General features: G+C 35.8%; 21 protein-coding genes and 1 riboswitch. Of the genes, 13 read left to right on the top strand and 8 right to left on the bottom strand.

Going from position 1 to position 23,344, the window contains the following annotated elements; genetic code table 11:
* The 5 genes from LF845_RS00005 to LF845_RS00025 all read right to left on the bottom strand — a co-directional run.
* Nucleotides 1–652 (bottom strand): HesA/MoeB/ThiF family protein (locus LF845_RS00005; RefSeq protein ID WP_341352883.1); only part of this gene is annotated, 652 nt, incomplete at its 3' end.
* Nucleotides 653–655: 3 nt separating this feature from the next.
* Entirely contained in the window at nt 656–937 is a 282-nt protein-coding gene (locus LF845_RS00010) for a MoaD/ThiS family protein (protein WP_242818930.1), read from the bottom strand.
* A complete protein-coding gene (locus LF845_RS00015; RefSeq protein WP_242818931.1) occupies nt 937–2,157 on the bottom strand; it encodes an NAD(P)/FAD-dependent oxidoreductase in 1,221 nt (406 codons plus the stop codon). Before LF845_RS00015 ends, LF845_RS00010 begins: the two co-directional genes overlap by 1 nt.
* A gap of 50 nt (nt 2,158–2,207) precedes the next feature.
* The gene (locus tag LF845_RS00020; protein ID WP_242818932.1) at nt 2,208–4,004 is read right to left on the bottom strand and encodes an aldehyde ferredoxin oxidoreductase family protein; all 1,797 of its coding nucleotides are present in this window, start codon (nt 4,002–4,004) and stop codon (nt 2,208–2,210) included.
* Nucleotide 4,005: 1 nt separating this feature from the next.
* On the bottom strand, nt 4,006–4,485 hold the full coding sequence (locus tag LF845_RS00025) for a 4Fe-4S dicluster domain-containing protein (protein WP_242818933.1): 480 nt from the start codon (nt 4,483–4,485) through the stop codon (nt 4,006–4,008).
* A 146-nt stretch (nt 4,486–4,631) separates the two neighbouring features.
* Between LF845_RS00025 and LF845_RS00030 the strand changes: the two genes are divergently transcribed.
* The 11 genes from LF845_RS00030 (at nt 4,632) to LF845_RS00080 (ending at nt 16,652) form a co-directional block, all read left to right on the top strand.
* On the top strand, nt 4,632–4,928 hold the full coding sequence (locus LF845_RS00030) for an ArsR/SmtB family transcription factor (protein WP_242818934.1): 297 nt from the start codon (nt 4,632–4,634) through the stop codon (nt 4,926–4,928).
* A gap of 173 nt (nt 4,929–5,101) precedes the next feature.
* Complete coding sequence (tig, locus tag LF845_RS00035; protein WP_242818935.1) at nt 5,102–6,445, top strand: trigger factor; 1,344 nt, start codon at nt 5,102–5,104, stop codon at nt 6,443–6,445.
* 13 nt (nt 6,446–6,458) lie between these two features.
* A complete protein-coding gene (clpP, locus tag LF845_RS00040; protein ID WP_242818936.1) occupies nt 6,459–7,046 on the top strand; it encodes an ATP-dependent Clp endopeptidase proteolytic subunit ClpP in 588 nt (195 codons plus the stop codon).
* Nucleotides 7,047–7,111: 65 nt separating this feature from the next.
* The gene (clpX, locus tag LF845_RS00045; protein WP_242818937.1) at nt 7,112–8,347 is read left to right on the top strand and encodes an ATP-dependent Clp protease ATP-binding subunit ClpX; all 1,236 of its coding nucleotides are present in this window, start codon (nt 7,112–7,114) and stop codon (nt 8,345–8,347) included.
* A 63-nt stretch (nt 8,348–8,410) separates the two neighbouring features.
* Nucleotides 8,411–10,714, top strand: coding sequence for an endopeptidase La (gene lon, locus LF845_RS00050; RefSeq protein ID WP_242818938.1), 2,304 nt, complete (start codon nt 8,411–8,413; stop codon nt 10,712–10,714).
* 5 nt (nt 10,715–10,719) lie between these two features.
* Nucleotides 10,720–10,947, top strand: a complete 228-nt coding sequence (gene rpsU / locus LF845_RS00055; protein ID WP_242818939.1) for a 30S ribosomal protein S21 — start codon at nt 10,720–10,722, stop codon at nt 10,945–10,947.
* A 427-nt stretch (nt 10,948–11,374) separates the two neighbouring features.
* A riboswitch (SAM riboswitch) is annotated at nt 11,375–11,478 on the top strand.
* 101 nt (nt 11,479–11,579) lie between these two features.
* Nucleotides 11,580–12,689, top strand: a complete 1,110-nt coding sequence (metX, locus tag LF845_RS00060; protein ID WP_242818940.1) for a homoserine O-acetyltransferase MetX — start codon at nt 11,580–11,582, stop codon at nt 12,687–12,689.
* Nucleotides 12,690–13,415: a class I SAM-dependent methyltransferase gene (locus LF845_RS00065; RefSeq protein ID WP_242818941.1), complete on the top strand. Its 726-nt coding sequence runs from the start codon at nt 12,690–12,692 to the stop codon at nt 13,413–13,415.
* Entirely contained in the window at nt 13,390–14,091 is a 702-nt protein-coding gene (locus tag LF845_RS00070) for an ABC transporter ATP-binding protein (protein ID WP_242818942.1), read from the top strand. The genes LF845_RS00065 and LF845_RS00070 overlap by 26 nt, the downstream gene beginning before the upstream one ends.
* Entirely contained in the window at nt 14,081–14,884 is an 804-nt protein-coding gene (locus tag LF845_RS00075) for an ABC transporter permease (protein WP_242818943.1), read from the top strand. Before LF845_RS00070 ends, LF845_RS00075 begins: the two co-directional genes overlap by 11 nt.
* Nucleotides 14,877–16,652, top strand: a complete 1,776-nt coding sequence (locus LF845_RS00080; protein ID WP_242818944.1) for a chloride channel protein — start codon at nt 14,877–14,879, stop codon at nt 16,650–16,652. The genes LF845_RS00075 and LF845_RS00080 overlap by 8 nt, the downstream gene beginning before the upstream one ends.
* A 47-nt stretch (nt 16,653–16,699) precedes the next feature.
* Here the strand turns inward: LF845_RS00080 and LF845_RS00085 are convergent, their stop codons facing one another.
* Nucleotides 16,700–18,694, bottom strand: coding sequence for an STT3 domain-containing protein (locus LF845_RS00085; RefSeq protein ID WP_242818945.1), 1,995 nt, complete (start codon nt 18,692–18,694; stop codon nt 16,700–16,702).
* Between the two features lie 164 nt (nt 18,695–18,858).
* Between LF845_RS00085 and LF845_RS00090 the strand changes: the two genes are divergently transcribed.
* On the top strand, nt 18,859–19,206 hold the full coding sequence (locus LF845_RS00090; RefSeq protein WP_242818946.1) for a DMT family protein: 348 nt from the start codon (nt 18,859–18,861) through the stop codon (nt 19,204–19,206).
* On the opposite strand, the gene LF845_RS00095 is transcribed toward LF845_RS00090, so the two are convergent.
* Together LF845_RS00095 and LF845_RS00100 are read right to left on the bottom strand one after the other, a co-directional pair.
* The gene (locus LF845_RS00095) at nt 19,192–19,632 is read right to left on the bottom strand and encodes a GNAT family N-acetyltransferase (RefSeq protein ID WP_242818947.1); all 441 of its coding nucleotides are present in this window, start codon (nt 19,630–19,632) and stop codon (nt 19,192–19,194) included. The genes LF845_RS00090 and LF845_RS00095 overlap by 15 nt on opposite strands.
* On the bottom strand, nt 19,629–20,615 hold the full coding sequence (locus LF845_RS00100) for a DUF2156 domain-containing protein (protein WP_242818948.1): 987 nt from the start codon (nt 20,613–20,615) through the stop codon (nt 19,629–19,631). The genes LF845_RS00095 and LF845_RS00100 overlap by 4 nt, the downstream gene beginning before the upstream one ends.
* Nucleotides 20,616–20,788: 173 nt before the next feature.
* On the opposite strand from LF845_RS00100, the gene glgP reads away from it, so the two are divergent.
* A complete protein-coding gene (gene glgP / locus LF845_RS00105) occupies nt 20,789–23,335 on the top strand; it encodes an alpha-glucan family phosphorylase (RefSeq protein ID WP_242818949.1) in 2,547 nt (848 codons plus the stop codon).
* The last annotated feature ends 9 nt before the right edge of the window (nt 23,336–23,344 follow it).

The following is a 23,344-nucleotide window of genomic DNA, read 5'->3' on the forward strand; positions in this document are numbered from 1 at the left end:
ATAAGTAATCTAAACTAAGTTCTTCAAAGTTAATTATCAGAAATTTTTCTAAAAGTTTTGGTTCTTTTTTTAGAATATTAAAGTATTCTCTGACCATTATTCCAGATATAATATGAACGGCATCAGGCGTGACAGGGATATTTTTTTTATCATTTAGTCCGGCGAATATTTCCGATAAATTTTTAGATTTTCCTTTTAATAAAGTGATTACTTGCCCTATATAAGCATCAAGACCTGCATGGATAAAGTAGATGTCTTTAGGAATCTTATTATAAAGTATATTTCTGGAGGTGTAATTATCCAAACAGTCAAAAACAACTACGTTTTTGAAATCAAACACAAAATTTTTATCAATTGCTGTATTTATTTTTATGATATTACAACTTGAATTTATGGCGTTAAGTTTTAATTTTGCTATATCTACTTTGTATTTTCCTAAATCATTTTCATTATATAATGATTGTCTGTTGAGGTCTGATTCGTCAATTATTCCAGAATCACAAATGATTATAGTACCTACTCCTGCCCTGGTTAAAGATTCTGCAACTATACACCCGAGTCCCCCTATTCCTGCGACAAAAACGGACTGTTTAAACAGTAAATTCTGAAATTCTTCAGACCAGTATACGATTTGTCGACTATATCTGCTAATAAGTTATCCTCCAGCACCGGGTGGAAATATAACTACTTCATCATTTTCATTTAATTGTGTTTCAAGTAGATTAAGATGAAAGATATTTTGTTTGTTGACTAAGATTATTGTACCGGGGATAATTTTACCGTCATTGTCAACTAATTTTTTTTTGAAGTCAATTTTTATTTTTTCTTGCAATATGATTAAGAGTTGTTTTACGTCCATTTCAGAGAAATAGGGAATTGACATTTCCTTTGTTTTTAGCAGCGCTTGTAGTGTCCCATAAAATTTAACTTTTATCATTAGGAAATCCTATACAACTTATGTGCATATGTATTATGTTTTGATAATAAATGGCTTTCTGGAAATCTTTCTCTTGTTTTTATCATATCATAATATATTCCGGCTTCATTAGTATTGTTTAGCAATGTGATACCTATGACTCTGTTATCCGAATCTAAAAAAATTTTCCTATAAATTCCGGTAAATTCATTAAAAAATGTTTTAATTTTTGGTGCATCATCATTGAAGTATCCTATTACTGCGAGGTCATAGCCGAAAACTTCAGTAGTATTATTCTTTAAGCTACCTTCATATTTGGTTTTTATTCCTATTGAATTAAGTCCAGCTATTTCACCTTGCTCTATTGCTGTAATCCAGTTGCCCTGTATAGTCTTTTCCCCTGTTATAAAATCATTGCCTTCAGCCACGTCTCCTGCTGCATAAATGAAGTCAATGTTTGTTTGACAGTATTCATTTATTAATATTCCATTATTGCAATCAATACCTGACTTTAAAGCAAGTTGAATATTTGGTGTAACACCTTTTCCAATTAACAGGACGTCGGTATCCACACTTTTTCCTGATTTGAGTTTAATGTGTAATTTACCATTATCTTTATAAGACGATATATCGTCATTCTTATAAATAGTTAGCCCCTTGCATTTTAGTTTTTCTTCAAGGATTAATGAAGCGTCTTTGTCAAGGACTCTGCTAAATATTCTGCCTGAGCCAACTATTAGATTTTTCTCCACATCATCTTTTAAATGAGATAATACCGGTATACTTACAAGCCCTGCACCTATCGCGGTGACACTTTTTGCACCACTTAGTAGTTTGTCAAGTTTATCCGCGTCGGACATATGCCTTAATACAGTAGACCTGTCAGATAAAATATCTATGGATGTTGCTTCCGCACCAGTAGCAATTATCAATTTGTCAAAATAAACTTTGCTTGAGTCACTTAAAATTACATATTTAGCTTCTGTGTTTAATTCAACAGCTTCGAGTCCAAAAAAAGTGGTAGTATTAAGGTCTTTATAAAACTGTTCATCGGTAAGATATAAGGACTCTCTTGAACATTTTTTCCCAATAAAATAAGGGGTCATTACTCTTGAATAAGCAGGACAATTTTCTCTGTCAATTATTCCCAAAGAAACGGTTTTATTATGTTTACGAATAGATTTGATGGCACTTATGCCGGCAGCACTGTTTCCAATTATTAGTATATCAAACACTTCCATTGCCAAACCTCAAGAAAAAGGTGGCTTTTATGCCACCTTTATTATTAAGTTTACAGTCCCAAATCCTTTAATTTTTCCTCTGTAGGCACCCCGTTTTCCCAACCCCTTAATTTGTAATATTCAGGGAGCATTTCATTAAGTTTTGCAACATTTCCCTTCATCGCTCCATCAGGTAGTGGTTCTTCAAGAAGACGTTTAGGAAGAGTATCCTGAGCAGGGTCAATGCCCGCTTTTAAATTGAATAATCTTTCCAAGTTCCATATTCTGTCACCAATTTTTAACACATCTTCATCTGTAAGGTTGAAGCCGCAAGCAGCATTGAGAAAATCTTTAAATTCCGGGACTCCTAATGCAAATGTAGTAAACAAGCATATTCCTGTTGAATCAACTACCGCAGTAAAATCTTGAAATGTTTTAGTCCACTCTGCTTTACCTTTTGTTTCTTGAGGATCAAGTTTTTCAGGTAAACCTAATATTTCAGGAGAGACCATATAGCCTCTTACGTGGCAAGCACCCCTGTTAGTAGTGGCGTAATTTAGTGCCATCCCTTGTATGCCTCTTGGGTCATAAGCAGGAAATTCAAGTTTTTTGACAGACATGGACAGCTCTTTTGTTTTGTAAAGCTCAGCTAACCTATATGAACCAAGGGCGATTTTTTTCCCAAACCCCTCACCTTTGGCAGTCATTTCTGTTAATGCTATAAGAGCTTCGGCATTTCCAAAATTGAGTTTGAAGCCCACTTCATCCTCTTTGATTAAGCCTTTCTCGTATAGCTCCATTGCGCAAGCAATGGTACCCCCAAGAGAAATTGGATCCATCCCATATTCATTACAAATATAATTTGCTTTTGAAATTGCAGCTAAATCACTTATTCCACAGTCTGCGCCAAGTGCCCAAATTGGTTCGTACTCAGGCCCCTCCCCGGCATATCCGTACTTAGGATCGACAACTTTTGTAACCCTTCCGCATCCGATAATACATCCCATGCAACTTTTATTTCTTTTCAAATATTTTTCGGCTAAAGTTTCGCCCGATATTGCTTCGGCAGATTCAAAAACGCCTTCCTTAAAATTTCTTGTTGGTAAGGAGCCACTTTGATTTATTACGTTTACTAAAATTGCTGTGCCGAGAGCTGGTAAACCTTCAGAAGTTACAGGGTTTTGCTTTAACATAGAATAGGCTTTTAATGCAGCATTTCTGTAAGCTTTAGGGTCGGCAACTTTAACCCCGCCTGTACCTCTTACAGCTATTGCTTTTAAATTTTTAGAACCCATTACCATACCCACGCCACTTCTTCCAGCAGCTCTATGTTTGTCATTAATTATACATGAAAACATTACCTGATTTTCACCGGCAGGGCCTATGGATGCAATCTTTGCATCACCATGAAATTCTGAGTGTATAATATCTTCCACTTCACCGGTAGTTTTCCCCCATAAGTGAGATGCATCTGCGAGTGAACATTTATCATTATAAATTTTTAAATATACTGGTTTTGGCGATTTCCCCTCGACAATGATCATATCAAAGCCGGCATATTTGAGCTCACTTGGGAAGTATCCGCCGGAGTTTGAACTTGCAATAGTTCCGCTTAGTGGGGATTTTGTTATTACCATATACCTGCCGTTTGCAGCTCCGTAAGTTCCTGTAAGAGGGCCAGCTGCAAAAATTAGTTTATTTTCCGGCGACATCGGATCGATATTAGGCTTAATTTCTTCTGTCAAATATTTGACAGCTAAACCTCTTCCCCCTATAAATTTATTGGCCCAATCCATATTAAGATTTTCTATTTGGCATGTCCCTTTTGTTAAATTAACTCTTAAAATTTTTCCTGCCCATCCAGCCATATTACACCTCCATCTGCCCTTCTTTCATTGTTTTTGCAAAAGTTAGTATTTTTTGACGAAGTGGTTTGTCCTCTTCAGAGAAAGTTAAGCACTTAGTAGGACAGAAAGTTACACATTCAGGAAAGTCATCTCCGCAAAGATTGCATTTATCTACTTTTCCAATCTCAGGAACATACTTTATCATTCCAAAAGGGCAAGCACTTACACAAGTGCGGCAGCCAACACATTTATTGTGATCAACGGTAACAACGCCTGAAGTAGCATCTTTGGAAATGGCATTTTTGGGGCATGCTTTAAGGCACCACGGCTCATCACACTGCATACAGGTAACTGTAATAAACTTTGCTTCTTCAAGAAAAACTTCATTGTAGATTCTTGATTTACTTGGCGCGAATTCTCCGTAATTCTTAAATGAGCAGGCAAGTTCGCAAGCTTTACACCCCACGCATTTAGAAGGCTCGATTCGTATAAGTTTTTGCATATTAACCTCCCATTTAGGCTATTGTATATAAATTATATCACATAAAATAAAATTTACCATAAAAAACTGCAAATTGAATAAATTTTGTTTACAAAACTTAAAAATTATAGTTTATAAGTGAGAAATAGTTTATTTTAGGAGTTGGTATGGACGAGAAATGGTTAAATGAGTTTGCCGAAAAATTAAAGGTTTTAGGGCATCCTGCACGTCTTAAAATGGTGATAGGGTTGATGGAAAATGAGTGTAATGTAAGTAAAATTTGTGACGGGTTGAAAATTCCACAAGCTACAACAAGCCAGCATATTTCTCTTTTGAAGAGCAAGGGTATCCTTGAGGGACGCAGAGAGGGAACAACAATCTGCTACAAGCTTGCGGATAAAGCTGTAGAGGGTATGTTGAGAAAACTCATTGAAATTACCGGTTTTGAGATAGACTGCAAGTAGGCTAGGCTTATACACCAAGCAGAGATTGACATTCATAATATTTTTCTATATAATCTAACACTTAGGCTAGTAAGAAATTAAGGTGTGTTTACTGATTGTGCATAGTATCGCGTTTTATACAATAGTAATTCTGGGTTTATAAAATCAAAAAATGAAATAGAAAGGGGAAAAAAATGAAAGTTACAGTTAATGATGCAGAAAAGTCACAAAAAGAGTTGTTGGTAGAAATACCTTATGAAAAGTATGAGGAAGCTTTTGAGGCTGAGTACAATAAAATAAAGCCAAATGTCAAAATTCCTGGCTTTAGACAGGGGAAAGCTCCAAAAGAAATTGTTATTAAAGAGTACAAACACAAAATTAGTGTAAATGCACTTGAAAAGCTTGTAAACAATAGCGTCCATGAGTCGATTACAAAAAACAATATTACACCTTTAAGTACTCCTAATGTGAAAGATGTTAAATTTGAAGAGGGTGAGCCAATTACTTTTAAAATATATGTAGATGTTTATCCTGAAGTAAAAGTAGAAAAGTATAAAGGCTTTGAGTTTGTAAAGGAAGTGGAAAAGGTAAAAGAAGAAGATGTAAATAGAGTTATAGAGCAGATAAGAGAGAAAAACACCTCTTTTGAACCCGCAGAGGATGATTACGCTGTTGCTGAAGGCGATATGGCAGTAATTGATTTTGTAGGTAAAGTTGATGGGGTAGAATTTGCTGGGGGGTCTGCAAAAGATCAATCTATTGTTGTAGGAAGCAATACCTTTTTGAAGGATTTTGAAGATGGTGTTCTTGGTATGAAAAAGGGTGAAACAAAGGCAGTAGAAGTAAAATTCCCTGACAATTATCATGAGAAATCTTTAGCCGGGAAAGTGGCCATATTTGATATTACCGTAAAAGAGGTAAAAAGAAAGTCCGTCCCTGAGCTTAATGATGATTTTGCAAAAGATGTGGATGAAGAGTGTGAAACATTAGAAGATTTGAGAAAAAAAGTAGAAGAAGATTTAAAATACGAAGTAGATATGATGGCAAAAGAGAAGCTTTATGATGATATTTTAAAGAAGCTTACCGATGAGAATCCATTTGAAATCCCTCAGTCTATGATTGATGACCAAGCACTAAGGCTTGCTGATCAGACTTTACAGCAGTATCAATATATGTATGGAGTATCTCCGGAAGCATTGGGACTTAATCGCAATCAGGTAGCTGAAAGTATGAAAGAAAGAGCTGAGTTTCAGATAAAAGGTGCACTCATTTTGAACAAAATTGCTGAACTTGAATCTATTAAAGTGGAAGAATCGGACATTGATGAGAAGATAAAAGAAGTTGCAGAAAGAATGAAAAGAGATTTTGAAGAGTATAAAAAAGAGCTTACTGATAGGAAAGTAATTGGAAATGTAGAAAATAATGTTCTTACTGAGAAGATTTTTGAATTTCTCCAAAAGGAAAATAAAGTTGAAGAAAAGATAGTCGATAAGAAGGAAGAAAATATAACCGAAGATGGCGAGGAAAAAGCTGAATAATAAAGGTGGTCAAATGAGCTATTATGTACCTTATGTAATTGAACAAACAGGGCGTGGAGAGAGAGCCTACGATATTTATTCAAGGCTTTTAAAAGACAGAATAATTTTTCTTGGTACTCCTATAGATGACAATGTGGCTAATGTGGTAATTGCTCAACTTTTGTTTCTTGAGGCAGAAGACCCGGACAAAGATATTTATATATATATCAACAGCCCTGGCGGTGTAATTACCAGTGGACTTGCGATTTATGATACTATCAGATATATAAAGCCTGATGTATCAACAATTTGTCTTGGTCAAGCAGCCAGTATGGGTGCTGTGCTTCTGGCAGCAGGGACAAAAGGTAAAAGATTTGCTGTGCCAAATGCGAGAATAATGATCCATCAGCCACTTGGTGGTTTTCAAGGGCAGGCAAGGGATATAGAGATTCAGGCCAAAGAAATTCTGCGACTGAAAATGATATTAAATGAAATACTTTCAGAGGCAACAGGTAAGAGTATTGAACAACTTGAATATGATAGTGACAGAGATTTCTTTATGAGCAGCCTTGAGGCTAAAGAGTATGGGCTTATAGATGAGGTTATAACAAAAAGGGGTTGAAAATAAGTTTAATTAACTTATTTTGAGCATTTGGAAAAAGTCCCTTTTTTGTTTGTGAGGTGAATATGGGTAAGAAAAAAGAAATGCTGTATTGTTCTTTTTGCGGCAAACAGCAGGATGAAGTAAAAAAGCTTATTGCAGGGCCGGATGTTTTTATCTGCGATGAGTGTGTGGAACTGTGCAATGATATTTTAAGTGAAGAAGCTTTAGAAACAAGCAATACAGGTGATATAAAACTTTTAAAACCTGAAGAAATAAAAAAACTTCTTGATGGGTATGTCATAGGCCAGGATGAGGCTAAAAAGGTTTTGAGCGTTGCTGTCTACAATCATTATAAAAGAATATTATTCTCTAAGAAGACAGAAGTGGAGCTGGAAAAATCAAATATTTTGATGATTGGGCCGACAGGTACTGGTAAAACATTGCTTGCTAGGACACTTGCAAGGATACTTAATGTTCCTTTTGCAATAGCTGACGCTACAACATTAACTGAAGCAGGATATGTGGGTGAGGATGTTGAAAATGTAGTCTTAAAGCTTCTACAGGCTGCCGATTACGATGTTGAAAGAGCACAAAAAGGGATTATTTTTATCGATGAGATAGATAAAATTTCCAGGAAAACAGACAGCCCTTCGATAACGAGAGATGTAAGTGGTGAAGGTGTTCAACAGGCGCTTTTAAAAATTGTTGAAGGAACTGTTGCAAATGTTCCACCTCAAGGTGGACGTAAGCATCCTAACCAGGAATATATACAGGTTGATACAACCAATATACTTTTTATCTGTGGTGGTGCATTTGATAAGCTTGATATGGTTATTAAAGAACGCTTAGGTAAAAAGGCAGTTGGTTTTAATTCAAAGTCTGTTAATGTGAGTAAGATGAAATTCTCCGAGATTACCAAAAATCTTCAACCTGAGGACTTGATCAGGTATGGGCTTATTCCTGAATTTGTAGGAAGGCTTCCTGTGGTTGCAGTGCTTGATGATTTGACAGAGGAAACGCTTGTTAAGATTTTAAAAGAGCCTAAAAATGCAATTGTCAAACAGTATGAAGAGTTTTTTAAGTTTGATGATGTAAAGCTAAGTTTTACAGATAGTGCGCTAAGGGCTGTTGCCAAGAAAGCGATTGAAAGAAAAACAGGTGCCCGCGGTCTCAGGTCTATTATGGAAGATATAATGATAGATATTATGTATGACATACCTTCAATGAAAGGTTTGAAGGAATGTGTCATAAATGAAGATGCGGTAAATAAAAAGGGTAAACCAATACTAATTTTTGAAAACGAAAAAGAATCAGCATAAGGGGGCGCTTTAAGCGCCTTTTTTTGTCTCTTAGCGCCAATAGTTTAAAAGGAGAAAGTGTATATGGAACAGTATACGTTAATCCCTTTGAGAGATATTGTGGTTTTTCCAACAATGATAACTCCTATTTTTGTAGGACGGAAAAGGTCTCTTAATGCGGTTGAGATAGCTAACGATACAGATAAAAAGATATTTTTGACACTGCAAAATAAAGCAGACAGTGAGAACCCCAAAAAGGAAGATGTCTATCAGGTTGGTGTGGTTGCCGAAATACTGCAAACATTAAAACTTCCGGATGGGACTGTAAAGGTTTTAGTGGAAGGGTTATATAGGGCTAAAATAATTGATTTTACTGAAGATATTGATTGTAACTATGTTACTGTCGAGAAGCTTGAGGAGATAACCAAGGATGATAGCATCAATGAAATTCTAAGGGAAAGCCTTTTAAAGACATTTTCCGAATATATTAAACGTTTTGGTAAAGTTCCAAAGGAGTTATTTGAAACAATTTCAGAAGTTAAAGATTTAACAAAGCTTATTTATATGGTTGCTTCCAATGTGGCTACAAAGATAAATGAGCTGCAGGAGGTACTTGAGATAGATGAATTGGATGGTAAGATTGAAAAACTGATTGAAATAATTGAGACAGAAATTGAAATTTCTAAGATAGACGAGAGAATAAAGCAGAGAGTAAAAGCTCAAATGACAAAAGCTCAGAGGGAGTATTACCTTAATGAGCAGATAAAGGCAATAAACAAAGAGCTTGGGCGGGACGAAGATCTGAAAGCTGATCTTCAAGAGATGGAAGACAAAATAAATTCTTTAAAACTTAATGAGCAGACAAGGGAAAAGGCACTTAAAGAGCTAAAAAAGTTAAAAGCAATGCCACCGATGAGCTCTGAAGCCACTGTTGTAAGGAACTATCTTGACTGGATTATTTCTTTACCTTGGAATGAATACACTGAAGATAAACTTGATATAAATAATGCAGAAAAGATACTGGAAAGGGATCATTTTGGGCTCGAGAAACCTAAAGAGCGAATATTGGAATTTTTAGCGGTTAAACAGCTTTCAGAGAGCCTTAAGGGGCCTATTTTATGCTTTGTTGGACCTCCGGGTGTGGGTAAAACTTCTCTTGCAAAATCCATTGCAGAATCAATGGGAAGGAACTTTGTCAGAGTGAGTCTTGGGGGTGTTAGAGATGAGGCAGAAATAAGAGGGCATAGAAGAACATATATCGGCTCTTTGCCAGGTAAGATAATACAGTCAATGAAAAAAGCAGGCAGTATGAATCCTGTTTTTTTGCTTGATGAAATTGATAAAATTGGAGTTGATTTTAGGGGTGACCCTGCTTCAGCACTTTTAGAAGCGCTTGATCCCGAACAGAATTCAACATTTGTTGATCACTATTTAGAAGTTGAATTTGATTTATCGAAAGTATTTTTTATTACGACAGCTAACAGCCTTGAGACGATTCCTCATCCTTTGCTTGACAGGATGGAGGTAATAAGAATTTCAGGTTACACCGAGAAAGAAAAATACAATATTGCAAGGAAATTTCTTATTCCTAAGCAGCTAAAAGAGCACGGGCTCGATGACGACAGGGTTAAAATAACTGATAGTGCAATTATGAGCATAATCAGACACTACACTAAGGAAGCAGGGGTAAGAAATTTGCAACGGGAGATAGGCTCAACTATCAGAAAAGCAGCCAAGAAGATTGTATCTGACCCAAAGGTTACAAAAGTAGAAGTTACAAGCAGGAACATCGAAAAAATTCTTGGACTTAAGAAATTTAGAACAGAAGAATACAAGGAAGATAAAGGGATTGGGGTTGCTACCGGGCTTGCATGGACACCTTTTGGCGGGGAGATTCTTCAGACGGAAGTTGCTGTATTTGAAGGAAACGGTAAACTTATTATCACGGGGCACATCGGAGATGTGATGCAAGAGTCTGCACAGATTGCTTACTCTGTTGCCAAAAGCAGAGCTTCATCTTTTAATATACCTGGTTATATGTTTAAAGAGTATGATATACACTTACATGTCCCTGAAGGTGCTGTGCCTAAAGACGGACCATCAGCCGGTATAACTATGGCCACAGCCATAATTTCAGCATTATCCGAAAAGCATGTAAACTTAAAATTTGCAATGACCGGGGAATTAACACTAAGAGGGAAAGTGCTCCCTGTCGGAGGGATAAAAGAAAAGGTCTTGGCTGCCCACAGGAATGGCATAAAAGAGATTATTTTACCTCTTCAAAATAAAAAGGACTTGACAGAAATACCCGAAGATGTTAAGAGTACAACCTGCTTCCATTTGGTTGAAACAATCGATGAAGTGTTAAGTAAAGTTATATTAAAATAAAAGGGGTGATTAGTTTGGCTACTAACGCAGTTGTAAAAGTTGAAGGCGACAATGTAGATTTCGCTATAAGGCTTCTCAAGAAAAAAGTTGAAAGAGAAGGTCTTATTAGAGAGATCAAGAAGCATGCTTATTACGAAAAGCCAACGGAAGTTAGAAGAAAGAAAATTCTTAAGGCTCGTCGTAAGCAGCAGAAGCTTGTTAGAAAACTTCAAGAAAAATATAAATACTATTAATGAAAACCCGGCTGAAAGCCGGGTTTTTTATTGTTGGTAGTACCCAAAAAAGTATTCTTTAATCAATTTCAAAATAAAAGTCAATTAATGCACTCATAAAAAAATTGAAATCACTCTATTTTACAAGAATTTAGTATTTTAAGGTAAACTTATACAAGACATCAAAGGGGTAAAATTAGATAGCGCTATATTTGTCTGCACTTACTGCAGTTATAAAAGATGATTAGCCAGAAGAGCAGACTGAGTGGTGAGGAGAAAAATATTTAAAATTTAAAAAATAATATAACGAATTTTCCGTCGTTATCTGTGCCCCCAGTGGCTAAATAAAAGAAAAAATCAAACTTTTACTCAGGTGTGCAAAAAATTGGGTAACGGCAATAAAGAAAATTGATTGACAATCATGTTAATACCATTTATTTACAGTTATCTCTTATCGAGAGTGGCAGAGGGAACGGGCCCGCTGAAGCCACAGCAACCGGTTTTTAACGTCAGGTGCTAAGTCCCGCCCTGAAGTGCAGGGGTAGATAAGAGGGCTGAGTATAAATATTCAGGCCTCTACCGAATAAGGATTAGAGGCCTTTTTTAGTATATTCTTGACCCTTTGTACCCCCTTAATGAAGTAAGGAGGATAGATGAAAAAATCAGTAGGGATAGTAAAACCTCAATACAAAACATTTAAAGATGATTTCTTTTTTGAAAGTGGGCGAGTGTTGTCCCCTATTACAGTTTGTTATGAAACTTATGGACAACTAAATGAAGATAAAAGTAATGCAATTTTAATTTGCCATGCATTGACAGGTGACGCTCATGCCGCTGGTTATCATTCGGTAGATGACCAAAAGCCTGGATGGTGGGATGAAATGATTGGGCCAGGCAAGGCTTTTGATACGGATAAATACTTTGTGATTTGCCAAAATTTCTTGGGATCATGTTGCGGTACTACTGGACCTGCCTCTATAGACCCATATACTGGTAAACCGTATGGATTAAAATTTCCTGTTTTTACAGTGAAAGATATGGTTAAGCTTCAGAAAAAATTGATAGATAGTCTTGGTATACAAAAGCTTCTTACTGTAGCGGGTGGTTCAATGGGTGGGATGCAGGCACTTGAATGGGCCGTTACCTTTCCTGAAAAGGTAAAGTCAATAATCCCTATTGCAACTTCAGGAAGAATTACACCTATGGCGATAGCTTTCAACACAATCGGGAGAAATGCCATAACGAAAGACCCTAATTGGCAGGGTGGCGACTATTATGGAAAAAGTTTCCCGAGAGATGGGTTAGCCATTGCCAGAATGGCAGGGCATATTACATTTATGAGTGATGCCTCGTTTCATAAAAAATTTGGGAGAAGGTATGCAACCCTTGAAGGTATTTACGATTTTCATGGATATTTTGAAGTGGAAAACTACCTAAGATATAATGGCTACAAATTTACGGAGAGATTTGATGCCAACAGTTACCTATATATAATAAAAGCGATGGATATATTTGATCTTTCTTACGGTTTTGGGTCATACGAAGAAGCCGTAAGTAAAATCAATGCAAAATCTCTCTTTATTACTTTCACATCCGATTTTTTGTTTCCAACGTACCAAACAGAGGAGATTGTAAACATACTAAAAAAGCATAAAAGGGATGTAAAGTGGGTTAATATTGAGTCAGATTATGGGCATGATGCATTTTTACTTGAGTTTGATGTTCAGACAGAGGAGATAAAAAATTTTTTGGAGAGTGTTTAGGTGAAAGAAGGGTTTGATTTTGCAAGTTTAAACTATTTAAATAGTAGTGACCATGTTTCCGGTGCAGATTTGTCATTTATAAAAAGTTACTTTAAAGATAAAAGGTTTGGATTAATTCTTGATATTGCAACTGCTGCCGGGCACTGCAGCAAAGTGTTTGAAAGTAAACTTAAGGTTGGCATAGATTTGAGTCTTAATATGCTAAAAACTGCAAGAAGTGAATTCGGCATAATTCCCGTATGTGCAACTTCCACGCAAATCCCTTTTTTAGATCAAACGTTTGACCTTGTCAGCTGTAGAATTGCCATGCATCATTTTGAAAATCCGGGGCGATTTTTTTCTGAGTCCAATAGAGTACTTAAAGATAGAGGAATTTTAGTTTTGGTTGATAGCATAGTAGACGTAGAGGATGGGTATTTGAATACTATAGAATATTTTAGGGATAACACACATATCAGAAGCCTTACGGTAAAAGAAGTCATTAATTATGCCAATAATTTTAGACTTTTAAATTATGTGCAGACTAAGAGGAAGCATACCTTTTACGATTGGGCCAAGAGGCTTAATGCCGACGATGAAAAGGTTAAGCAAATTGAAACTAAATTTATTAATCTGCCAGAAAATATTAAACAAGAACTTGATGTTTGTATGGAAAATGGTAAGGTGATTAGTTATACAGATAAAAAAGGGATATTTATATTTGAGAAATACGATATCAGAGCTTAGATTACAGTCTGTTTCTGTAGCAAATATATTTAGTAATATAAGTTTAACCTTCAAATCCGATAAAATTTATGCAATTTTTGGTAAAAGTGGCGCCGGTAAGTCTACACTTATAAAAGCCATAAGTGGTAATATTAAGTACAATGGCGATATTTTTCTTGATGATTTAAATGTAAAGCAGTTAAGCCCTCAAAAACATCGGGTATTAATAAATTATCTGCCTCAGGAGTCATATCTTACGGGAAGAGTAGTAAGAGATAGCTTTGAAGATTTGAAAAAGCTAAAGATTCATAAAAATCTTGAGATAAACTTTGAGTATATTTCTGAACTTATTCAAAAACTAAAATTGCCTAAAGAGATATTAACCAAAAATATTAACCAACTCTCCGGTGGTGAGAGGCAGCGTATTGCATTAATCCGTTCAATTTTGCTAAAGCCAAAATATATCCTACTTGATGAGCCGACATCTGCACTTGATGTGTATAGTGAGGGGGTGACTCTTGATTTCTTTAAAGAGCAAAATAAGCACAGGGGTGTAATAATTGTCTCTCATTCTGTAAAAATTATAAAGAACTCTGATGTGAAAATATTCATGGACAAAGATGGTATTAAACTTTTTGAAAACGATATAGACGACGATTTTATATTAGAAACTATAAGGGACAAGGATGAAGACTGAGATAGTAGATATATCGTTAATATCTATGATTATTGTATATTTTTTGGCTTTTATTTTATTTTTGGTTTTAAAAAAAATAAAGTCAGGAAATGAAAAAAAATTTCTAAAGGCTTTAACAAGGATGAGTATCCAACTTTTTATAGTTGGTTACGTACTTAAATATATATTCGCAGTAAACAGTCTTACAATTATAATTATTATTTATCTTTTTATGTCGGCTTTTGCTACCTACACTATCATAAGTAAGGTAAATTTTAAAATAAAGCATCAGTTTGTAATTGTATTCTTCCCGATATTTTTTATAGGACTTTTGCTTACTGTATTCTTTTTGCTGTTTATAGCGAAAACATCCCCTTGGTATGATGCGAGGTACTTTATCCCTATTGCAGGCATGGTGTTGGGCAACTCTATGAATGCCTGTGCTTTGAGTATAGAGAGATTAGTAAGTGAGATAAAGACAAATACTTTGAAAATTGAAACACTTATAAGTTTAGGTGCAACACCTTTTGAATCGGTATCGGATGAAATTTTCAAATCAATCAGGGCTGCAAGCCTGCCTATTATCACAAATATGAGTGGCATTGGGGTTGTATTTTTACCAGGACTTATGACAGGACAGATACTTTCAGGGACAGATCCGATTATCTCTATTAAGTATCAAATTGCCATAATGATTTGCATAGTTTCCTCTTTAAGTTTTTCTTCTATTGCGATAATATTTTTGACATACAAAAACTTTTTTACTATACGTGGTCAATTGAAAAAGGAAATTATAGGTGAACAAAGTGTTTAAGAGGGTTAATCTTCCCGTTGTGGGCAGATGGTTTGTACTTGGCACTATTGTAGGATTGGTGGCAGGTATCGGTGCGATTATATTCTTTACTCTTTTGCAAGGGTGCGCGTACATATTTATGGACTATATTGTTGGTTTGAGAATAGAAGAAACTGCCGGAGAGCCTTCGCTGTTTGGCCATGCTACGACTGAATTTAAGAGATGGATGTTATTTATTATGCCTGCATTTGGCGGTCTAATTAGTGGCTTTTTGGTGTATAAGTTTGCGCCTGAAGCAGAAGGGCATGGAACTGATGGTGCGATAGAAGCTATTCATAATAAGAATGGTTTTATACGATGGCAGGTGCCTATTGTGAAAACAATAGCAAGTGCAATAACTATTGGTACCGGAGGCTCGGGTGGTAGAGAGGGTCCGATAGCACAGATAGGAGCAGGATTTGCATCATTTTTGGGTAATTTTTTACACCTTACCGACAGGGAAAAGAGGATTTTGACAGCTGCGGGAATGGGTGCAGGAGTAGGAGCTATTTTCCGCTCACCCCTTGCTGGTGCAATATTTGCAGCTGAGGTATTATATTCAAACTCAGATATGGAATATGAGATTTTATTGCCTTCAACAATTACTTCCATTATTGCCTATTCCGTGTTTTGTAGTATGTATGGTTGGGAGCCCCTTTTTGCAACGCCTAACTTCAGGTTTGCGAACCCACTTGAATTAATAGGCTATTCAATTTTGGGGTTTGCCTGTGCACTGTTTGGTTATATATATGTTAAAATATTTTACTCAACCCATAATTTCTTTAAAGAGTGGAAGATAAACAGATATTTTAAACCGGTAATAGGCGGATTTTTAACGGGAGTTATTGGTTTTTTTATACCTCAGGCACTGTCCGGCGGGTATTCTCAAATTGAACTTGCGATGTTGGGTGAGCTTAGCATCTGGTTTGTTTTTGTGCTGATATTTGCAAAGATTTTGACTACGTCGTTTAGTATCGGGAGTGGCGGTAGTGCTGGTATTTTTGGACCATCAATGGTAATCGGTGCATCTGTCGGCGGTTTTGTAGGTCTTTTGTTGAATAAGCTTATTCCGTTTGCTGTTTCAGACCCGGGAGCTTATGTTGTAGTGGGAATGGCAGGGTTCTTTTCGGGGATAGCCAGCACCCCTTTGTCCACAATAATTATGGTTAGTGAGATGACAGGAAATTACCATCTCCTTGTTCCGGCTATGTGGGTAAGCTCTATGTCTTTTTTACTCCTTAGAAAAGTCAGTATTTATAAAAGTCAGGTTGACTCAAGAAGTGATTCTCCGATTCACCGTGGTGAGTTTTTTATAAGAGTGCTGCAAGATTTGAAGATTAAAGATATTATGAGAAAAGATCCGATAGTGATTAGAGAAGATATGAAGTTTATGGATATAGTGCATTTTATTCCTACCACAAAACATAACAGTTTCCCTGTGGTGGATGAGCACTATAAACTTATCGGAGTTTTAAAATTTGAAGAGATAAGGGAGTTTGTATTTGAGGAGGGGCTTGAAGATATTGTCGTGGCTAAAGAGATTTGCGACACTCACCCGGATGTCGTTTTTCCTGACAATAGCCTTGCTGATGCCATAGAGAAAATAGGCTTCAAAAATACCGAGCTTCTGCCTGTAGTCGATTCAGAGGAAAATTTAAAACTGCTCGGAATTATCACCAGAAGAGACATTATCTCCACGTATAACAAGGTAATGCTCAAACAGAAAGATGCACAAAAAGGAGAATTTTAAGGGATAAAAAAAGTCCCTCCGGGTGGTAAACCCAAGGGACTTTATATTTATCTTTTTAATACCTTAAAGACTCTTGCCGTAGGAAAGTTGTTGTAAACTTCTTCATACAGATCTTTGTCATAGTTCCCAAGTATATACTGCTGATTAAAATTTGATTGGTAAAGGATTTCAGGTATTAGCTGTATGGAAAATATATTATTGTTTCTCATAAGTAGCTGCAGGGTATTACCTGCCTCTTTTATCTCCGATTTATTAACAATTTTACCGTTATTGACAAAAACTATTCTTCGCAAGAAAAAGTTGTTCCCACCGGCTGTTGCAATTCCTGAACTTAGATTGATAGTTATGCCTGTACAGTAAAGGGTATTGTTTTCAATTTTGGAACAACTGAGTTCATTATAAGGTGTCGGATATGCCTTTTTCTCTTTAAAGTCCCAATTTCCGAAAAAAGAGATGGCACCAAATTTACCTATCATATCCCTTGTGTAAAGGATGTAAACATTCTCACCTTTAAAACCATCATTGTAACCGTAAATTTCCTTCAGCATATCTTCGGCACTAATATTATCTTTCACGATTGCCTCATTTAAATAATCAAAACCGTAATTTTCAAGATAAGCTAACATTTTATACAGATTTTTTTGGTTTGTTTCCGTAAAACCTCGTGCTACAAGTGTAGTTCTGAGTCCACCATGGGCTCCCCCATCATGATAGGTGGCAAACTCAGGGATGTCCATTAATGCATATCCGTAATCCCACCAAGTGAAAACTGCAGAATTTTTAGGGAGTTGTTGTTTTAGCTCAATAAAACTTTTTGTAATATCCGGTGCAATTGAAGGCCTTATTACATAAGAATATGCAGTATAATTGGCAGTGGCAAAGAACAAGATAAACATCAAAGAGATGCTGACTATGCTTGTCACAATTTGCTTGAATTGCAATAGCTTTTCAACATGTTTGATAATTTCCATAATTATTACGCCTATGCCAACACCTACAAATGGGACTAAAAACATTGCAAATCTGTTTGAGCCTACAAGGGACAACATACCCAAAATAATGACAGGTGTAATTGGGAGCATTTTTACAAAATTTTTAAGGTATAGATAGGCTAAGCCAGCAAATCCTACTATGACAAATCCCCAAATCTCGTGAATCATTTTAAGCGTCTGTATTAACCCTCTCTTTTGACTTTCAGTGATTGTTTGCATAATATCAGGCCAAGAAATTTGTCCTGTGGGTTGTGGGAAAAAATATGAATTAAAGAACCCAATTAACTGAGCTATACTGTTTACAACGTATAGTGGGTTTGAAAAAAGTAAAAACAGAGCGGAGAGTATCAGCAAATCTTTTAGTTTAAACTTTTGGAAAAATAGATAGAGCGTCAAAAATACCAAGTAGACAAATATAAACCCGGGTTTCTGATACCACCATACAAACCCTGTCATTGAGATTCCAGCCAATGCCGAATGTATATAATTTTTTATTTTATTGTTCTCTTTTGCAATAAATAAGATAAATAAAGAGATAAGTATTGGGAAGAATATATTTAAAAGGTCGGTGTCAACTCTTCCCATTGTGCTCCTTACGTAATAAGCGTAGCTGAAACTTCCCAACAGTCCGCCTAATACGGATGATTCACCGTAGTCAAGACGAAAAAAGTAGAAAAATAGCGGGATACAAAATAGCCCTGCAAGAAAAGGGATTAGCAGCAGTCCGGATTTGTAATAATCTAATCCGGTAATTCTATGCGTAAAACTTATCATCCACACGAGCATGTTAGGACTTTTATTATAACAAGTCATGTCAGGATATTCTTTAAGAGGATTGATATAATCTTTTCCCAGTTTGCCATTATCGTAATCTTTTGCCATTTTCAGCCAGTAGTAAGCATCAAGTGTAGTCATAGCAGTGATATTGTCCACAAAATAGAGAGAGCGATTTTCCTCCCATTTTTTGTAAACTTCGTATCTTTTATAACCGGATAAAAAATAGACTGCGAAAATAGAAAATAATATAATTAAAAATGTAATTTTTTTCATAACTTCCTCCGCTGACAAATCTTTTAATATACCGGACTTTCTTTTACAATAGAAAATAATTGAAATGAATAATTTCTTTTTAATACAAAAAATCAGTTGAAATTTATTATGTTTAGTACTAATGAGCATCTTGAAGAAACGTTTCAAGAGGTGGAGAAAGGTATATGAATATAACTGCTACAGTTATGTTGCTTGTATTAAGCAATATTTTTATGACTTTTGCATGGTATGGTCATCTGAAGACATTAGGCTCAAAGCCTCTTATTATTGCTATTTTGGCGAGTTGGGGGATAGCTTTTTTTGAATATATTTTACAAGTGCCGGCAAATAGAATTGGGCATAAGGCACTCAGCTTAGGCCAGCTTAAAATTATTCAGGAAGTAATAACTTTATCTGTTTTTATCCCTTTTTCGGTTCTTTACATGAAAGAAAAGCTTACAATGGATTATCTGTATGCCGGAATTTGTATTTTAGGTGCGGTATTTTTTATCTTCAGATCAAAGTTTATGTAAAGCTTTCTTCATTTTAAGGGCGCTGCATCCGTCGCCATAATAGCATGGGATCTCTTTTACTGTTTTAAATCCGTATTTTTCGTAAAGTGCTATAGCTGGAATATTATCTTTTCTAACTTCAAGACTTATATAATTAAGTCCGCAAGTTTGTGACAAAATATGCTCTAAAAGGGTTGATGCAACCTTTTTCCCTCTAAAATAAGGGTTTGTCGCGATACTGTAAATTCTAGCATATTTTTTTCTTAAAAAGACTACGCAGTAGCCGGCGATTGTGTTGTCAATTTCCGCAACGGCTATCATGTTATTTACTTTTAAGTGGTATTGTAAGTTTCTGATTGACATGGGGAAGTTGCTTTTATCAAAAATTATCTTTTCAAGATCTGCAATAGTTTTGAGATCTTCCTTTTTTGCTTTTCGTATAATCATATTTTTTGATAAATTGTATATTTTGGCAAAAGTGTGTGTGGTCTGTAAGACATTTTAACCTTTTTCAGGTTTTCAAGCCCCATATCATCTCCGACGTTTATGAAAGTAATATTATAAGTATCTCTTAAAATTTTGGAAAATTCCCAAAATATATATTGTGCAGCCCCAAGAGTAAAGAAATCCGTTTTTTCAATTATAACACTTGCGGTTTTTTCGTTTAGCTTCTCCCCAACTGTAAATCCTACAATTTTTTCGTCGAATTTCAATACAATCCCTAATATCTCAAGTTTATCAAAGTAATGTAGCGTTCTCTTTATTGCAGCTCTTTCCCAGTTTATCCCATCTATGAATGTGTCCATATCTACATTGGGAAGATATTTCATCCTGTTTACCACCCAGTTGTTGGTTAGTTCAAGTATTCCGTTGTAGTGGGCTTCAGGGTTAAGCATTTCGATGGATATATTTGGATAATTCTTTTTAAATTTATTTATTTCATTTCGCTTAGTGGCATATGAGTTCCCTCTTAAATTTATGAGGTCATCTGCAAGGTAGACGTAATCTATATTTTTCTTTTCGATTATGTAGCTGTCGAGTGCCTGGAATATGTCGGCATCCTCAGAATACTCAATAAAAGATTGAACGAAATATGAGCTTACATATTCTATTTTCGATGAAGTAATTGAAGAGTTGTTTTTGTTCATTATATCAAAGCATATCATCATCGCATCATTAACATTTTCAACTTTTCCTATTGGTGGTAAGAGCATGCTAAGCTCTCCGCCTGCAAGATTGAACAGACAGAATGTATCATTAACAATAGTATAAAAGCCTGAAGTTCCTGACAGCCAAATAAAATTTGCCGCAAAAGAGTAGTCACTTACATCTACGTCGGAAGTAATATACTTAAGATATGATTCCATTAAACTTTTTGTTTCGATTGTAAAGGGTTTTAGGTGATAACCTTCGATGGATAATTCGGTCATAATGACCTCCCATATATGATTTAGCGGAGAATAGTAAAAGAAATAAATAAATCAAGCGAAAAATGTAGTATGATAGAAAAATTATTTGTTTCAATTGGTGTGAACTTTTTTTATTCAAAGAGATTGTGTATAATATGTATAACAGGTATAATATAAAAAAAGGGGGATGTAAAATGAATTTCAGAGAGTTTTACGTAGGGATAAATTTCCCTGATAAATTAAAGAAACTTGAATCTTTGGCCTATAACCTTTGGTGGACGTATAACAATCCTGCCAAAGATTTGTTTAAAATGATAAATCCCGATCTTTGGGAAGAGAGTGTCCATAATCCGATTGCAGTCCTTGCTTCCCTTGACCAAAAGCGGATTAATGAGATTGCAAGCGACCCGGTATTTTTATCAAGGCTTGAAAGCGTATGGGATTTGTATATGGAGTATATCCAGACTCCAAAGTGGTTTGAAATAAGAGATGACATCCCAAATAAGGATAAGATGCTTGTAGCTTATTTTTCAATGGAATATGGTTTACATGAATCTATACAAACTTATGCGGGCGGACTTGGGATATTGTCAGGAGACCACTGCAAATCAGCAAGCGATATCGGTCTCCCTTTTGTAGCTGTCGGGCTATTATATAAAAACGGCTATTTCCACCAGTATTTAAATAGTGACGGTTGGCAGCTTGAAGACTATCCCAATAATGATTTTTCTATGATGCCTATACTTGAGTCATCCGATGAAAACGGGAACAAAAATTATATTGAAATAAACTCTTCCGAAGGGGTTATAAAGGCAAAGATTTGGCATATACATCTCGGTATGGTGAGATTTATCCTGCTTGATACGGATATCCCGGAGAATAGTGAAAGTATAAGAAAAATAACAGGTAAGCTTTACGATGGTGATTTTGGAATGCGGATAAAACAAGAGATTTTACTCGGAATCGGTGGTGTAAAGGCGCTGGAAAAATTGGGTATTAAGCCCACAGTTTTTCATTTAAATGAAGGTCACCCTGCTTTTGCTATATGCGAAAGGATAAACCAATTAATGCTATTAAATAATCTTAGCTTTGATGAGGCTTTTGAATTTGTTAAAAAAACTACCCTTTTTACTACGCATACACCTGTGCCTGCAGGGTTTGATGTTTTTAGCGAGGGTGAGATATTTAGATATCTTGGGAGTATCTATTCAGGGGCTCCTTTGAAGGTAGAGGAAATTATTAGGTTTGGACGATATGAGCCTAATAACAGAGCAGAGCCATTTTCTTTGGCAATTTTTGCTATCAAAGGGAGTGTGTATAGAAATGGTGTCAGTAAGCTTCATGGTGAAGTATCTAAAAATATATTTAAAAATTTATGGCAGAATATTCCTCAAGAATTTATTCCGATAGATTATATCACCAACGGTGTGCATCTGCCTACTTGGGTGTCAGATGAATGTAAAAGATTATATAACAGATATCTGGGGGAAGAGTGGCATCTGAAACCACATAAATTTGAAGTATGGGAAAACATTGATGATATCCCTGATCTTGAATTGTTTGAGACAAAAAACTTACTCCGCTCAAGGCTTATTGAATATGTTAGAAGAAGGCTGAAAAAAGAGGTTAAGAAAAAGGGTGGCTCACACAGTGAGATGCTGAGTGCTCAAGAAGCTTTGCGCTCGGATGCTTTAACCATAGGCTTTGCAAGAAGATTTGCCACATACAAAAGAGGGTATCTCCTTTTTAAAGATTTGGAAAGGTTATCCAAAATACTTAATAGCTCAAAAATGCCGGTACAAATAATAATCGCCGGTAAAGCACACCCAAAGGACAATGGTGGGAAAGAGATAATAAAGCAGATAAAGCATATTACAAGACAGTCAGAGTTTAAAAATAAGGTTATTTTCCTTGAGGACTACGATATACAAATGGCAAAATATCTGGTGAGAGGTGTGGATATATGGCTTAATAACCCGAGACGTCCAATGGAGGCAAGCGGCACAAGCGGAATGAAGGTGGCTGCAAATGCGGGGATAAATTTTTCGATATTAGACGGTTGGTGGGATGAAGGTTATAACGGCACAAACGGCTGGTCAATTGGGTTTGGAGAAGATTATACCGATGAGAATTACCAGGATTTTGTGGAGAGTGAAGAGATTTATGATAAGCTTGAAAATGAAATAATACCGTTATTTTACGATAGAGATAAAACAGGTATCCCGCGGGAGTGGATAAAGGTCATGAAAAGCTCGGTAAAGTCAGTATCTTCATTTTTTAACACCACGAGGATGGTAATGGAATATACTGACAAATTTTATAACGAACTAAACAATATGTATTTTGAGATGTCCGCCAATGATTTCAAAGAGCTGAGGGGGTTTGTTGATTGGAGAAGAAAAATTAGCGGTATGTGGCACTCCGTGCAAGTGGGTGAAGGTTATTTTGAATATGATGAACTTATGGTTGGGGAAAATATAAAACCTATTTTGAAGGTTGATATAAACGGTTTGGTGCAGTCTGATATTGAAGTGTTGTGTTTTATTAAAAGGGAATGTGACAAAGGGGAAGCATATCGTATTATCCCTTTAACCTTTTCTAAAATGGAAAATAACTTTTCCGTATATGAAGCTGATGTTACACTTGAGTGCCCGGGAAGATTTAAAGCAACATTTTGTATTTTGCCAAAGCATAAATTTATAAAAAACAGATTTGAAAATAACATATTCATCTGGGCTTAAAAGGGGGAT

It is taken from the genome of Deferrivibrio essentukiensis, assembly GCF_020480685.1.
Classification (GTDB): Bacteria; Chrysiogenota; Deferribacteres; order Deferribacterales; family Deferrivibrionaceae; genus Deferrivibrio; species Deferrivibrio essentukiensis.